The sequence below is a fragment of the Candidatus Pantoea communis genome, from assembly GCF_011752685.1.
GTDB lineage: Bacteria > Pseudomonadota > Gammaproteobacteria > Enterobacterales > Enterobacteriaceae > Pantoea > Pantoea communis.
Map to the genome: position 1 here is coordinate 19,330 of NZ_VWXC01000033.1, position 14,225 is coordinate 33,554.

Genomic DNA, 14,225 nt, shown 5'->3' on the forward strand with positions numbered 1-14,225 from the left:
CGTCTCCTTGGGTGCAGTGCGCATCAATACGTATCCGACGAAAACCTTATCGAAACCATGTCGAGCGGCCATCAATAGCGAGCTGGAAATCAGCGCGCGGCCTGCCAGATGCGTTGCTGGTAATCGCGAATCGAACGATCGGAACTGAATCGCCCGGTGCGCGCGGTGTTGAGAATCGCCGCTTTAGTCCAGGCTTCCGGGTTCTTCCACAAGGCTTCAACCTGTTGCTGCGCGTCGAGATAAGCGTCGAAATCGGCCAGCACCAGCCAGGGATCGCCACCTTTGGTCAGGCTGGTGAGCAGCATATCGAATGCCTGCTTATCACCTTCGCTGAACTTGCCCTTCTCCAGATCTTTCAACAATCCATCCAGATACTTATTCTGTTTGCGCAGTTTTTTCGGGCTGTAACCGTTGGCTTTGAGCGCCTTAACCTCATCCACCGTATTGCCGAAGATAAAGATGTTCTTCTCGCCCACCGCTTCGGCGATTTCGACGTTCGCACCATCCAGCGTGCCAATGGTCAGCGCGCCGTTCAGCGCCAGCTTCATATTCCCGGTGCCGGACGCTTCATAACCGGCGGTCGAGATTTGCTCCGAGAGATCGGCTGCCGGAATCATCAACTCGGCGGCGGTAATGCGATAGTCAGGGATAAACACGACTTTTAACCGATCGCCGACTTTCGGGTCGTTATTGATCACCTCGGCCACTTTGTTAATGGCGTAGATGATGTTCTTGGCAAGGTAGTAGCCCGGCGCGGCCTTGGCACCGAACAGGAATACGCGCGGCACAAAGTCGGGGTTATCAGGATTGTCCCGCAGCTGACGATAGCAGTGCAGCATATGCAGCAGGCTGAGGTGCTGGCGTTTGTATTCGTGTAGCCGCTTAATCTGCACATCGAACAGTGCATCGGGATTTACATCAATGCCGGTCACGCGTTTGATGTATACGGTCAGGCGCAGCTTGTTCTGCTGCTTGATGGTGCGGAACTGCTGACGGAAAGCTTTTTTACGCGCATAGGGCGCCAGCCACTCCAGCGCATCCAGATCGTTGGCCCACTCCACCTGCAACGTTTCGTCAATCAGGTTCGACAGCAATGGATTGCACTGCTTCAACCAGCGGCGCGGCGTGATGCCATTGGTCACATTATGGAATTTGTTTGGCCACAGAAGGTGGTATTCCGGGAACAGATCCTTCACCACCAGCTCAGAGTGCAGCGCAGCCACGCCATTCACGGCGAAGCAACTCACCACACACAGGTTCGCCATACGCACCTGTCCATCAGCCACCACCGCCAGCTTTTGCCATGTCGCGCTATCGCCGGGCCACTGCTTCTTGACGATTTTTTTCAGACGCTGGTTAATTTCGCGGATGATCAGCATATGGCGCGGCAGCAGATCGCGCACCAGCGACTCATCCCAACGCTCCAGCGCTTCCGGCATCAACGTGTGATTGGTATAGGCGAAAACGCGGCTGGTGATGTGCCAGGCTTCATCCCAACTCAACTGATGCTCATCCAGCAGGATACGCAGCATCTCCGGGATGGCGATAGTGGGATGCGTGTCGTTGAGCTGGATGACTTCAAAATCGGGCAAGGTGTGGATCGAGCGCCCGGCAAGATGGTGGCGGCGCAGAATATCGCCCACCGCACACGCGCACTGGAAATATTGCTGCATCAGGCGCAGGCGTTTACCTTCTGCGTGATTATCGTTGGGATACAGCACCTTGGTGAGTTTGTCAGCATCAATGCCGGGCTGTTCGGCCTGCAGGAACTTGCCATCATTGAACAGGGTGAGATCGAACGGATGCACGCTGCTGGCTTGCCACAAACGTAACGGCAGCGTCACACCATTACGGTAGCCGACCACCGGCAAATCCCAGGCTTCACCTTTAAGATGAAATTTAGGTCGCCACTGTAGCGAGCCATCGCTGTTTTTCTTCACTTTGCCGCCGATGCCAACCTGCACATCCTGCGCGGCGTTATGGCGAAACCACGGATAACTGTTGCGCTGCCAGTCGTCCGGCGCCTCTTTTTGCTGGCCATCGTCAAAGGTCTGGCGGAACAAACCGTACTGATAATTAAGGCCATGTCCCATCGCGGCCTGCCCGACAGTGGCCATCGAGTCCATGTAACACGCGGCCAGGCGCCCCAATCCACCGTTTCCGAGCGCCGGATCCACCTCTTCCTCCAGCAACTCACTGAGTTCTACCTGATGCGCTGCCAGCGCTTCCTTCACCTCGTCGTACCAACCCAGATTCAGCAAGTTGTTGCCGGTCAGGCGGCCGATAAGAAACTCCATCGACAGATAGTTCACATGGCGTTGGCCTGCGCGCGGTGTGGCGGGCGGCTGCGTGGCGAGCATCTCGGTCAGCACACGGCTTAATGCCTGCCACCACTGATGCGGTGTCATTTGCTGGGCGGAGGTGAGTCCAAGGTGCTGCCATTGGCGGGTGAGTGCGGCGTCGAAACGTGTTTTATTAAATTTTTGCTGCGACATATCAATCCCTTCGAGTCCGTTAACGGTAAAGACGGGCGAGCGCATAACCAGAAAAGATAAGTAAAGCCGGGGGCGAAGAAAAAAGCGACAGAGAAATGCGGATGGAGGGAAAAAAAGTGGATTTAAGCTTGGCGCGCAACCAGATGCCATCCTGCGGGCGGCACAGCAACCGCCCCGACAGGATGGATTAGCAGAGTTCGAGATGGACTTCGTGTTGCTCAATCACCTTCAGCACGCTGGCGGGCGGCGTCTGATCGGTATACATGTAGTCAATCAGGCTCATATTCCCCAGGTTCACCATTGCATTACGGCCAAATTTCGAATGGTCCACCACCAACATCACGCAGCGCGAGTTTTCGATTATCGCGCGTTTGGTGCGGACTTCGTGGTAATCGAACTCCAGCAGTGAGCCATCCATATCGATGCCGCTGATGCCGAGAATGCCGTAATCGAGGCGAAACTGGGAGATGAAATCCAGCGTCGCTTCACCCATGATGCCGCCATCCCGCGTACGCACTTCGCCGCCAGCGATGATGACGCGGAAATCCGGCTTCGCCATCAGCAAAATCGCCACATTGAGGTTGTTGGTCACCACGCGCAGATTGTTGTGATTCAGCAACGCATGCGCCACCGCTTCCGGCGTGGTGCCGATATCGATAAACAGCGTGGCACCATCCGGAATCTGGCTCGCCACACGCTCGGCGATGCGCGCTTTTTCCGCTGACCACATCATTTTGCGGTCCTGCCATGCGGTGTTTTCAGAGCTGGAAGGCAGCGCCGCGCCGCCGTGATGGCGCTGGATTTTATTCTGATCGGCCAGATCGTTCAGGTCACGCCGAATGGTTTGCGGGCTCACCTCAAAGTGATCCACCAGCTCTTCCGTACTGACATATCCCTGGCGTCGCACCAAATCGATAATGGCGTCATGACGTTGCGTCTGCTTCACATCTCTCTCCTCGGCTCAGAGCCGTTTTCTTTTTATACCTGCTACCGACGAGCCACATTGCGCGTATCGACAAACGCCATGGCCAGGCCGACCAGCAAGCCGGTGACATGTGCAGCGTTAGCAATCGGCAGCCCAAAAGCGCCGTACCAGCCAATAATCAGCCATACAATAGCGAAGCCCATCAGACCATGCTCCAGATAAATGCCACTTTCGGGATCGCGCTCGCCACGCAGCCAGCAATAACCCATCAGTGCATACACCACGCCCGATAGTCCGCCGAACAGCACACCGCTGAATTTGGCCTGCATCCAGCCGCTCAACAGCGCGGAAATGAGCATAATCACAAACAGCTTACCGCTGCCAATACGCTTTTCCACTGCGCCACCGAGATACCACCACCACATCAGATTGAACAGGATGTGCAGCAGTGAGAAGTGCAACAACGCATGGCTAAACCAGCGCCACACCTGGAAATACTGTGAGGAGTCAGCAGGCCACGCCAGCCAATCCAGCGCCACATCATCACCGACAATCTGCATCATGATGAACACCGCCACGCAGGCGATCATGATCGTCATGGTGAGCGGGCCTGCGCGTTCACGAATATTCGCCCAGATGTTGCTGCGTTCATAGCGCAAGCCACTTTCGGTACTGCCTGTATGCCAGCTGGCGGCCTGATAGCGCGGATGATTAGGGTCGCGTACGAACTGGGCAAGTTCGTTTTCAACCATCTCCAGCCGGCCTTCATCGTCCAGCATAATGACATAGTGGCTTTCGCGCTCAATTCGCAGCGTGACGCCGCGCGTTGCCATGTAATCCACAAACGCCTGCGCCATACGTGGGTTGTTGAACTGAGTGATGCGCATCGTGCGGGTTCTCCTTCCTTTGTGTGATCGTCTCAGACGCTACCAGTATCTACCTGCGAGGGAAACACGGCGCGCCAGGCGTCAAAACCGCCATCGATGCTATACGCGGCATTGAATCCCTGCCCTAACAGGAACTGTGCTGCACCTTTGCTGCTGTTGCCGTGATAGCACATCACCAGCACCGGCAGCTCATGATTCGCCTGCGCGATAAAGTCCGCCAGATTGTCGTTCGACAGATGTAACGAGCCTGTCGCGTGGCCCATGGCATAGCTTTGTGGGTCGCGAATGTCCACCAGCTGCGCGCCTTGTGCCAGGTGCTCGTTAGCCTGCTGAACCGAAATACATTCGAAGTTTTCCATGGTGTCTCTCATAAGGTCGTCACAATTAGCGCCTAGTTTAACCTGAGAATCCGTCGCGATAACCTGACAAAAGTTATGGCTATGGATTTTTTTTCCTGCAGGAATGTTAGCTATATCACGCAAAAATGTTTTTATTGAGTTAAGCGCTGGCATCAATGTTGGTTTCCGATTATTATTACGCTCGAAAACGAACATTTTAGAACTATTCCGAACATCGGAGGAGATGACGTGGAAACCAAAGACCTGATCGTGATCGGCGGCGGCATTAACGGAGCCGGCATTGCAGTGGACGCTGCAGGACGCGGACTGTCAGTGCTGATGCTGGAGGCGCGGGATTTGGCCTGTGCAACCTCCTCCAACAGCTCTAAATTAATTCACGGTGGCCTGCGCTACCTGGAACATTACGAATTCCGTCTGGTGGGCGAAGCGCTGGCCGAACGCGAAGTGCTGCTGAAAATGGCACCGCACATTGCCTTCCCAATGCGCTTCCGCTTGCCACATCGCCCGCATCTGCGTCCGGCGTGGATGATTCGCCTTGGTCTGTTTATGTACGATCGCCTGGGTAAACGCACCACCTTACCGGGCAGTAAAGGCCTGCGTTTTGGCGCGGAATCGGCCCTTAAGCCTGAGATCACGCGCGGATTCGAATATTCTGACTGCTGGGTGGATGATGCGCGCATGGTCGTGCTCAACGCGCAGGAAGTAGTGAAACAGGGCGGCGAAGTGCGTACCCGCACCCGCGTTAACCGTGCATGGCGCGAAGGCGGTCTCTGGATGGTGGAAGCGGAAGATATCGATACCGGCAAAATTTTCACCTGGCGCGCTAAAGGCCTGGTCAACGCCGCTGGTCCATGGGTTAAGCAACTGTTCGACGATGGTCTGAAACTGAAATCACCTTATGGCATTCGCCTGATCAAAGGCAGCCACATTGTGGTGCCGCGCGTACACCGTGAAAAGCAGGCTTATATCCTGCAGAACGAAGATAACCGTATCGTGTTTGTGATTCCGTGGATGGACGAGTTCTCTATCATCGGTACGACGGATGTGGAGTACAAAGGCGATCCGAAAGACGTGAAGATCGATGACAACGAAATCAGCTATCTGCTGAAAGTGTTTAACGGACACTTCAAACAGCAACTGAGCAAAGATGACATCGTCTGGACTTATTCTGGTGTGCGTCCGCTGTGTGATGACGAATCGGATTCTCCGCAGGCCATCACCCGTGATTACACGCTGGATGTACACGATGACAACGGCCAGGCGCCGCTGCTGTCGGTGTTTGGCGGTAAGCTCACCACCTATCGTAAGCTGGCAGAGCATGCACTGGAAAAACTGGCGAAGTACTATCCCAACGCCGGCCCAGCCTGGACTAAATCAGCAGTACTGCCAGGCGGTGATTTCTCTGGCACCCGTGAAGATTACGCCGCAGGTCTGCGTCGTCGTTATCCGTTTATCAGCGAAGGCATGGCGCGCCACTTTGCCCGTACCTACGGTAGCCGCACCGAAGAACTGCTGGCAGGCGCAAGCAGTCTGGCGGATCTGGGCGAGAACTTCGGTCACGAGTTTTACGAAGCTGAATTGCGCTACCTGGTGAAAAATGAATGGGTGCGCGAACTGGATGATGCAATCTGGCGTCGTACCAAACAAGGTATGTGGCTGACAGAAGCCGAGCAGGCACGCATTCGTGAGTGGCTGGCGGTCAACGGTCAGAAACCGGCGCTGTCGCTGGCTTCATAATCCAGGCCAAATAGAAAGGCCGTTATCCTGCAAGGGATAACGGCCTTTTTTATTGTGTCTGATGGTCAAAAGAGCGCGATAAATCGCGCATCATTGAACTTATAAGCCGGTATTCTCGCGAATATATTTACGCGCTTTCACCGCATATTCGAACGGATTGGCCAGCGCCGGATCCTGTTCCGCTTCGACCACCATCCAGCCTTTGTAGCCGTAATCGTCGAGGATTTTGAACACCGGCTTGAAATCAATCACGCCGTCGCCCGGCACGGTGAAGGTGCCTTTCTTCACGCCATCGAGGAACGACAGTGATTTTTCACGCACTTCAGCCACCACGCTGTCACGCACATCTTTCAGGTGCACGTGGAAAATACGTGGCAGATATTTGGTCAGCACATCCAGCATCGCCTGCTGTGAGCCTTCGGAGTAGTAGATGTGGCCAGTGTCATACAGCAGGCCGACATTCTGATTGGTCGATTCCATAAAGCGATCGATTTCCGCTGGGGTCTGAATGCCGGTCCCCATGTGATGGTGCAGCGTTACGCGCATGCCCTTCTTCGCCGCGATCTCAGCCAACTCGTTGTAGCCTTCCGCTGTCAGACGCCACTCTTCATCGGTGAAGATCGGCTTCTGCTCCAGCACTGCCAGCGTGGTGCCCTGAATGCTTTTACTCTGCTCAGAACAACCAATCACGCGCGCGCCCATGGCGTGCAGGAAGTTCATGTGCTGGGTGAACTCGTCGATGGTTTTCGCCTTGTCGCCGTTGGCGAAGAAGGTGCTGAACCAGGCATTGCAGATCTGAATACCGCGAATTTCCAGCATCGGTTTCAGCACTGCCGGATCTTTCGGATATTTGCTGCCGACCTCACTGCCGGTAAAGCCTGCCAGCGCCATTTCACTGACGGTCTGCTGGAAGGTGTTTTCGCTGCCCAGTTCTGGCATGTCATCGTTGGTCCAGCCGATTGGCGCAATCGCCAGTTTTACATTGTCTTTGTTCATTTCAATTCCCTGATTCTGAGAGAGAAGTGTTAGCGCACAGGCTCAGTTATTTGGCGTAAAAGTCTGGACGCGCTGGCATGGTCACCGGCTCGATAGCGCCGCTGTTCTGGGCTTTATGGCAGGCATCCGCCGCAACGGAGGCAGCAAAACCATCCCAGGCGGAAGGCCCGGTCAACTTGCCCGCCGTGGCGTCATTGATGAAAGCTTGCAGCTCAACGTCGTAAGCCTCGATAAAACGGTCTTTCCAGTCAGTGAGCAGCGCATTGCCGAGACGCGCGTTTTTACGCATCTGAATAGATGAAGGCTCAGGCAGTTTGGCAATGCCCTCTTCGCCCACCACTTCACACTGAATGTCGTAGCCGTATGCGCAGTTCACGAAGATCTCGACATCAATACGAATGCCCTTCTGGGTTTCGAACAGCACGATTTGCGGATCTTTCAATTTGGCGTGGGTCTTCGAGGTCGAACGTGGGAACACCACCTGCACCGATTTGTAATCGTCCTCGGTCAGCCAGCGCAGCACATCCAGCTCGTGAATCAGGGTGTTGGTGATCGCCATATCGGTGGTGTAATTTTCCCCCACACTCTGGTTGCGGTGCGCACAGTGCAGCATCAGCGGCTCGCCAATTTCACCGTCAGTGATCACTTTCTTCAACGCGCGATAGCCTGAATCGTACGGACGCATAAAGCCCACCTGCACCAGGCGTTTACCGTGTTTGATTTCGGCATCAACGATGCGACGGCAGCCTTCGGCGCTCATCGCCAGCGGCTTCTCGCAGAACACGGGCTTGCCAGCAGCAATGGCGGCAAGGGTGAATTCTTCGTGGGTCGGATCCCATGATGTCACCAGAATGGCATCCACCTCCGGCGAGTTAATCACCTGATGACCATCCTGATACACCTCAGCTTCGATATTCAGACGCTGCAGCGCCGCGCGGGCCCCTTCCACGTTGATATCTGAAACCGCCACCACTTTCGCGCCCTGCAACACATTGTTGCAGCGACGAATGTGATCCTGACCAATTGCACCGGTACCAATTACACCGAGTTTGAGCGTCATAATTACACCTGTAGAGTCGGATAAGTATGCCCTTCATATTTCAAGATGCAGGTGCGTTGGCTGCTCTCGTTGGCCGCCTTCCTGACTCTCGAATTATTTGGGGGACATAGGGTTAAACAAGGCCGGCGAACGCCGGCCTAAAAAGGGTGTTAGTACTTACGTGCTTGTTCGATATGCACGTTAAGTTTGTCGGCCACTTCCTGCGTGCGTTCAGACGTTGAAGTCTGAGCCACACCAACGTGCCACCAGCTGAAATATTTGTGAATCATGGTTTTTGGCAGCACTTTGATGTCGAACAGCACTGAAACGGTCTGTTTCTGCGCGTCAATCAGTGCAGCTTCCAACTGTTCCAGCGTGGTAATGCGATAGGTTTTGCAACCGTAACCGCCCGCAATCGCCGCGAAATCGACCGGAATAAAGCCGCCATCCAGCTTGCCGCCTTCCGGGTTGCGGAAACGGAACTCGGTGGTGAAGCTGTCCATGCCGTGTTCCATCTGTAGGTTGTTAATACAGCCGTTGGTCATGTTATCCAGCAGCACCACGTTGATTTTCGCGCCTTCCTGAATCGAGGTGACCAGCTCGGAGTGCAACATCATGAACGAGCCATCACCCACCATCACATAGACTTCACGCTGCGGCTGGGCCAGCTTCACGCCCAACGCGGCATTGACTTCGTAGCCCATACAGGAATAGCCGTATTCAACGTGGTACGAGTTGTAATCTTTGGTGCGCCACATGCGTTGCAGGTCGCCCGGCAGACTGCCCGCTGCCGCGACAATCACTGCATCCTTTGGGAGCTGCTCGTTTAAGGTGCCCAGCACGCTGCTCTGCGTCAGCACTGACTGCGTCAGGCGCTCAAACTCAGTAAACAGCGCTTCACGGTCAATGTGATCGGCGATTTCGGGAATAAAATCGTCGGTGTTATAAGTGGCGGCATACACACGCTGCGTCTCTTTCAGTAGCTTGCTTTGTGCCTGCTCAACCTGACCGCCCCAGTGGTTCTCAAAGCCTTTCAGTCCGCTTTCCAGTGCGGTCAACCCTTCACGCGCATCCGCTAACAGCTGCACTGCATCGAGCTTGTAGCTGTCGAAATTGCTGACGTTGATGTTGAGGTAGCTCACTTCAGGATTCTGGAAAATCCATTTCGAAGCGGTGGTGAAATCGGTGTAGCGCGTGCCGATCCCAATCACCAGGTCGGCTTCTTTCGCCAACAGGTTAGCAGCCAGACAGCCCGTTTCGCCGACGCCACCCACATTCAGCGGATGATCAGAAACAATGGTGCCTTTACCGGCCTGTGTTTCCGCAAACGGAATGTTAAAGCGTTCCGCGAATTTCAGCAGCGCGGCACCGGCATCGGAATATTTCAGACCGCCACCCACGATAATCAGCGGCTTGTGTTTACGCGCAATCAGCGACAGAGCATCTTCCAACTGAGCAGCTGTCGGCAGACGGCGATCCAGACGGTGCACACGTTTCTGGAAGAAATATTCCGGGAAGTCCCAGGCCTCACCCTGCACGTCTTGCGGCAGCGCGATGGTCACGGCACCGGTTTCCGCCGGATCGGTCAGCACACGCAAGGCATTAATACAGGCAGTCATCAGCTGTTCAGGACGGCTAACGCGATCCCAGTATTTGCTCACCGCGCGGAAGGCATCATTGGTACTGATGCTGAGATCGTGGCTCTGCTCGATCTGCTGCAAAACGGGATCGGGCTGACGCGTGGCGAACACATCGCCCGGTAGCAGCAGTAAAGGAATGCGGTTCGCGGTCGCCGTGGCAGCTGCGGTGATCATGTTCGCCGCGCCCGGTCCCACTGAAGAGGTACAGGCAATAATCTGACGACGCAGCGACTGCTTAGCAAAACCAATCGCCGCATGCGCCATGCCCTGTTCATTACGACCCTGATGCACCACCAGATCGCCGCTGTCCTGCTCCAGCGCTTGCCCCAGTCCCAGCACGTTACCGTGGCCGAAAATGGCAAAAATGCCTTTCACAAATTTGGTTTCAACGCCGTCAACGTTCAGATACTGGTTATCAAGAAATTTCACCAGCGCCTGTGCCGTGGTAAGTCTGATTGTGCCCATATGCTTCTTCCTTTACATGCTGGTACCTGACGTGAGGTACAACGCGGTTCGGGTTTTCGCTGCCGTGACGGCACCCGCGGATAAGTGAAACGTGTGGCGATTATAAACAAATATTTTTTTCATTAAACGTAATTACAGAAGAAACATTTCATTTTGCGATGGAGATCAAATTCAGCGATGAAACGTTGCCAGCGAAGGCCGTTGCAGGGGTAAAAGTGAAATGACAAAATAGCATTTTAACAAGATAGCGAAATTTCATTTCACTTCAGTAGCTTCCTTTATTCACAGCCATTTTCCTGCGACCTGGCTCACAAGCCATAGCATCAGTGAAACCGATGCTAAACAGCATGCCGTGATAGCGCATCGTGCAGAGTTTTACCTCGGTCACAAAATCGCGATGGATGTTTCATTTCATATTGTATTTGGAATTTTTATTCCTCATACTGCCACCATAGCCAATCAGGCACCTTGAGAACCCGGAAGCATAGCGCTTGATGTTGGGCGTTTTCGCCCCAGTGTCTGCTTATCACAGAAGGAAACCACAGGTATGAGTACACAACAGAAGCGGCTTGATGTGATTTGTATCGGACGCATCGCCGTCGACCTCTACGGTCAGCAAATCGGATCACGTCTGGAAGATATGACCAGCTTTAATAAATATCTGGGCGGTTCTTCCGGTAACGTGGCCTATGGAACAGCCATTCAGGGCTTGAAATCGGCCATGCTGGCGCGCGTAGGGGATGAACATAACGGCCGCTTTCTGCGAGAAGAATTGCAGCGCGTAGGTTGCAACACCGATGGGCTGATCACCGATAAAAACCGCCTGACCGGCCTGGTGATCCTCGGTATTAAAGATGAAGATACCTTCCCACTGATCTTCTACCGCGACAATTGTGCCGATATGGGCCTGGTGCCGGATGACATTAAAGAGGAATTCATCACCTCTTCTCGCGCTGTCGCGGTCACCGGTACGCATCTTTCACATCCGCAAACCCGCGCGGCAGTACTGAAAGCGTTGGATATCGCCAAGCGAAATGGTCTGCGCACCGCACTGGATATCGATTATCGTCCGGTGCTGTGGGGGCTGACATCACTGGGCGATGGCGAAACGCGTTTCGTTGAATCCGGTGAAGTCACGAAACAATTGCAGGAAGTGCTGCACTATTTCGATTTGGTGGTAGGAACGGAAGAAGAGTTCCACATTGCCGGCGGCAGTACGGATACGCTGACAGCACTGAAAAATGTGCGCCAGGCAAGTAAAGCCACGCTGGTCTGTAAACGTGGACCGCTGGGGTGCGTGGTGTTTGAAGGTGATATCCCGGACAGCTGGGAGCAGACAAAATTGCAAACCGGCGTTCGCGTTGAAGTCCTGAACGTGCTGGGTGCAGGCGATGCCTTTATGTCTGGCCTGCTGCGCGGCTGGCTGAATGATGAAAGTTGGGAACAGGCTTGCCGCTACGCCAACGCCTGTGGTGCGCTGGTGGTCTCACGCCATGGTTGCGCGCCAGCGATGCCAACCAAAGAAGAGCTGGACGATTTCCTCGGTCGCGACAAAGACGTAAAACGCCCGGATCTGGATGCGCGTCTCAACCATCTGCACCGCGTCACCACGCGTAAACAGCAGTGGCCAGAACTCAATGTGTTCGCCTTTGACCATCGCAAACAGCTGGCCGATATGGCCCGTGAAGCAGGCGTCAGTGAAGATAAGATCCCACAGTTGAAACTGCTGCTGTTGCAGGCGGCGCAGGAAGCGGCCAACGAAGCCGGTTTAAACGAGAAGAGTGGGATTCTGGCGGATACCACCTACGGCCAGAAAGCGCTGAACGCGATTACCGGCAAAAACTGGTGGATTGGCCGACCTATCGAACTGCCAAGCTCGCGTCCCCTGCGTCTGGAGCACGGTAACATCGGTTCGCAACTGGTCGACTGGCCGGCAGAACACGTGGTGAAATGCCTGGTGTTCTACCATCCGCACGACAGCGCCGAGCTGCGTAAAGAGCAGGATGAACTGGTACTCGATGTGTGGAACGGCTGTAACAAGAGCGGGCATGAGCTGCTGCTGGAACTGATTCTGCCGGAGAGCAATCCGGACCGTAATGAATCGTACTATTACGACATGCTGAGCCACTTCTATAGCCTGGGCATTCAGCCGGACTGGTGGAAACTGCCACCGCTGTCGGCGGAGAGCTGGCAGGCCATCAGCGGGTTGATCGAACAGAACGATCCCCACTGCCGCGGCATTCTGCTGCTCGGCCTCGATGCACCGGAAGAGACGCTGAAAGCCGGTTTCGCTGCTGCAGCGCAAGCGCCGTGGGTTAAAGGCTTTGCCGTCGGACGCACCATCTTCGGCCAACCGTCACGCCAATGGCTCAACGGTGAACTGGATGATAAAGCGTTGATTGAAACGGTGAAAGGCAACTATCTGCGACTGATTGGTTACTGGCGCGCGGCGCGTGGCTGATTGGCGTTAAAGCAGTGCAAAAGCGGCTCGCAAGGGCCGCTTTTTTTATTGGCTTTTGCCTTCTCGCTAACCACTTCTTTTTGTGAGGCATTTCATAAACCGATGAAATAAGCGTCACGATAGCGTCAAACAAATGAAATTTTCCATCCATCTGGTACTATAGCGCTCATTATCCAGCCATATTTTCATTTTTTGACGGGCCGAAGTCATGACCAACAATCCAACCCAATTAACCTTGTTACAGGACGATATCCGTCGTCGCTATGAGACGCTGAGTAAACGCCTGAAGCAGGTGGCTCGTTATATCCTTGATAACAGCAACAGCATTGCATTCGATACCGTGGCTTCCATCGCGCAACAGGCCGATGTGCCGCCCTCCACGCTGATCCGCTTTGCCAACGCCTTTGGTTTTAGCGGTTTCAACGAAATGAAACAGGTTTTCCGTCAGCACCTGATGGAAGAAACCGTGAACTACACCGAGCGCGCCCGTCTGTTCCGCCAGACCGCGACGGATGACAGCGCCAGTTCTCCTGAGAGCCCGGTTGAGATTCTCAACGTCTTCACCATGGTGAACAGCCAGGCATTGCAGCAGCTAGCAATGCAGGTTAATCCGGACCAGCTGAACAAAGCGGTGAAGATGCTGGATGAAGCGGAGAACATCTATATCATTGGCCTGCGTCGCTCCTTCAGCGTTGCGTCCTATCTGGTGTATGCGCTGCGCCATCTGGAGCGCCGCGCATTCCTGATCGACGGTCTCGGTGGCATGTTCACCGAGCAGTTGAGCATGGTGAATCCGAAAGACGTGGTGATTGCCATTAGCTACTCGCCGTATGCGCGTGAGGCGGTTGAGCTGGTTGAGTTGGGTGCAAAACGCGGCGCACATCTGATTGCTATTACCGACAGCCAGGTGAGCCCGCTGGCCGCCTTCAGCGATGTGTGCTTTGTGGTGCGCGAAGCGCAGGTGGATGGCTTCCGTTCGCAGGTGGCCTCCCTCTGCCTGGCGCAGACGCTGGCGGTTTCATTAGCGCTCAATAATACCGGCACCGGCGAATAACTTCGCCAGATGTTGTACATCAAAAAGGGCAGCCATTTGGCTAATGCCAGTCAGTTAAGCCTGACTGGCATTTTTTCTTCTTGCTGTCGGATATTTATAGGGTCTCTCTTTCACCACCCTTGGGAACGAGCGCTCCCGTCGTCCCGGCAGTCTGACCATCTCTGCTA

The 14,225-nt window shown here is 54.6% G+C and carries 11 protein-coding genes; 3 read left to right on the top strand and 8 right to left on the bottom strand.

The genetic code is table 11. The features are described from left to right. Window positions 1-89: 89 nt before the first annotated feature. The 4 genes from malP to glpE form a co-directional block, all read right to left on the bottom strand. On the bottom strand, window positions 90-2,495 hold the full coding sequence (malP, locus tag F3J37_RS26420; protein ID WP_166936595.1) for a maltodextrin phosphorylase: 2,406 nt from the start codon (window positions 2,493-2,495) through the stop codon (window positions 90-92). A gap of 187 nt (window positions 2,496-2,682) precedes the next feature. Beyond that, complete coding sequence (locus tag F3J37_RS26425; RefSeq protein WP_034819687.1) at window positions 2,683-3,441, bottom strand: DeoR/GlpR family transcriptional regulator; 759 nt, start codon at window positions 3,439-3,441, stop codon at window positions 2,683-2,685. A 41-nt stretch (window positions 3,442-3,482) separates the two neighbouring features. Further along, window positions 3,483-4,307, bottom strand: coding sequence for a rhomboid family intramembrane serine protease GlpG (gene glpG, locus F3J37_RS26430; protein ID WP_166936597.1), 825 nt, complete (start codon window positions 4,305-4,307; stop codon window positions 3,483-3,485). 32 nt (window positions 4,308-4,339) lie between these two features. Then, window positions 4,340-4,666, bottom strand: a complete 327-nt coding sequence (gene glpE, locus F3J37_RS26435; RefSeq protein ID WP_034819693.1) for a thiosulfate sulfurtransferase GlpE — start codon at window positions 4,664-4,666, stop codon at window positions 4,340-4,342. Window positions 4,667-4,894: 228 nt separating this feature from the next. Here glpE and glpD point away from each other — a divergent pair, with 228 nt between their 5' ends. Beyond that, window positions 4,895-6,403: a glycerol-3-phosphate dehydrogenase gene (gene glpD, locus F3J37_RS26440; protein ID WP_034819696.1), complete on the top strand. Its 1,509-nt coding sequence runs from the start codon at window positions 4,895-4,897 to the stop codon at window positions 6,401-6,403. 99 nt (window positions 6,404-6,502) lie between these two features. Here the strand turns inward: glpD and iolE are convergent, their stop codons facing one another. The 3 genes from iolE to iolD all read right to left on the bottom strand — a co-directional run bounded on the left by iolE (window position 6,503) and on the right by iolD (window position 10,543). After that, window positions 6,503-7,399, bottom strand: coding sequence for a myo-inosose-2 dehydratase (gene iolE / locus F3J37_RS26445; protein WP_034819699.1), 897 nt, complete (start codon window positions 7,397-7,399; stop codon window positions 6,503-6,505). Between the two features lie 46 nt (window positions 7,400-7,445). Continuing rightward, window positions 7,446-8,459 (bottom strand): bifunctional inositol 2-dehydrogenase/D-chiro-inositol 1-dehydrogenase, encoded by a 1,014-nt coding sequence (iolG, locus tag F3J37_RS26450; RefSeq protein ID WP_166936599.1) that lies wholly within the window; start codon window positions 8,457-8,459, stop codon window positions 7,446-7,448. A 149-nt stretch (window positions 8,460-8,608) separates the two neighbouring features. Next, complete coding sequence (gene iolD / locus F3J37_RS26455; protein ID WP_034819705.1) at window positions 8,609-10,543, bottom strand: 3D-(3,5/4)-trihydroxycyclohexane-1,2-dione acylhydrolase (decyclizing); 1,935 nt, start codon at window positions 10,541-10,543, stop codon at window positions 8,609-8,611. 547 nt (window positions 10,544-11,090) lie between these two features. Between iolD and F3J37_RS26460 the strand changes: the two genes are divergently transcribed. Both F3J37_RS26460 and F3J37_RS26465 read left to right on the top strand, forming a co-directional pair. Beyond that, on the top strand, window positions 11,091-13,004 hold the full coding sequence (locus F3J37_RS26460) for a bifunctional 5-dehydro-2-deoxygluconokinase/5-dehydro-2-deoxyphosphogluconate aldolase (RefSeq protein ID WP_034819708.1): 1,914 nt from the start codon (window positions 11,091-11,093) through the stop codon (window positions 13,002-13,004). A 208-nt stretch (window positions 13,005-13,212) separates the two neighbouring features. After that, window positions 13,213-14,058, top strand: coding sequence for a MurR/RpiR family transcriptional regulator (locus F3J37_RS26465; protein WP_034819711.1), 846 nt, complete (start codon window positions 13,213-13,215; stop codon window positions 14,056-14,058). Between the two features lie 54 nt (window positions 14,059-14,112). On the opposite strand, the gene F3J37_RS28255 is transcribed toward F3J37_RS26465, so the two are convergent. Then, window positions 14,113-14,225: hypothetical protein (locus F3J37_RS28255; protein WP_237449463.1), on the bottom strand; the 113-nt coding region annotated here is incomplete at its 5' end.

What these genes read in the sequence shown, in the direction of transcription:
- malP (WP_166936595.1), bottom strand. Translation starts at nt 2,495, where the DNA reads ATGTCGCAGCAAAAATTTAATAAAACACGTTTCGACGCCGCACTCACC.
- glpG (WP_166936597.1), bottom strand. Translation starts at nt 4,307, where the DNA reads ATGCGCATCACTCAGTTCAACAACCCACGTATGGCGCAGGCGTTTGTG.
- glpE (WP_034819693.1), bottom strand. Translation starts at nt 4,666, where the DNA reads ATGGAAAACTTCGAATGTATTTCGGTTCAGCAGGCTAACGAGCACCTG.
- iolE (WP_034819699.1), bottom strand. Translation starts at nt 7,399, where the DNA reads ATGAACAAAGACAATGTAAAACTGGCGATTGCGCCAATCGGCTGGACC.
- iolG (WP_166936599.1), bottom strand. Translation starts at nt 8,459, where the DNA reads ATGACGCTCAAACTCGGTGTAATTGGTACCGGTGCAATTGGTCAGGAT.
- iolD (WP_034819705.1), bottom strand. Translation starts at nt 10,543, where the DNA reads ATGGGCACAATCAGACTTACCACGGCACAGGCGCTGGTGAAATTTCTT.
- F3J37_RS26460 (WP_034819708.1), top strand. Translation starts at nt 11,091, where the DNA reads ATGAGTACACAACAGAAGCGGCTTGATGTGATTTGTATCGGACGCATC.
- F3J37_RS26465 (WP_034819711.1), top strand. Translation starts at nt 13,213, where the DNA reads ATGACCAACAATCCAACCCAATTAACCTTGTTACAGGACGATATCCGT.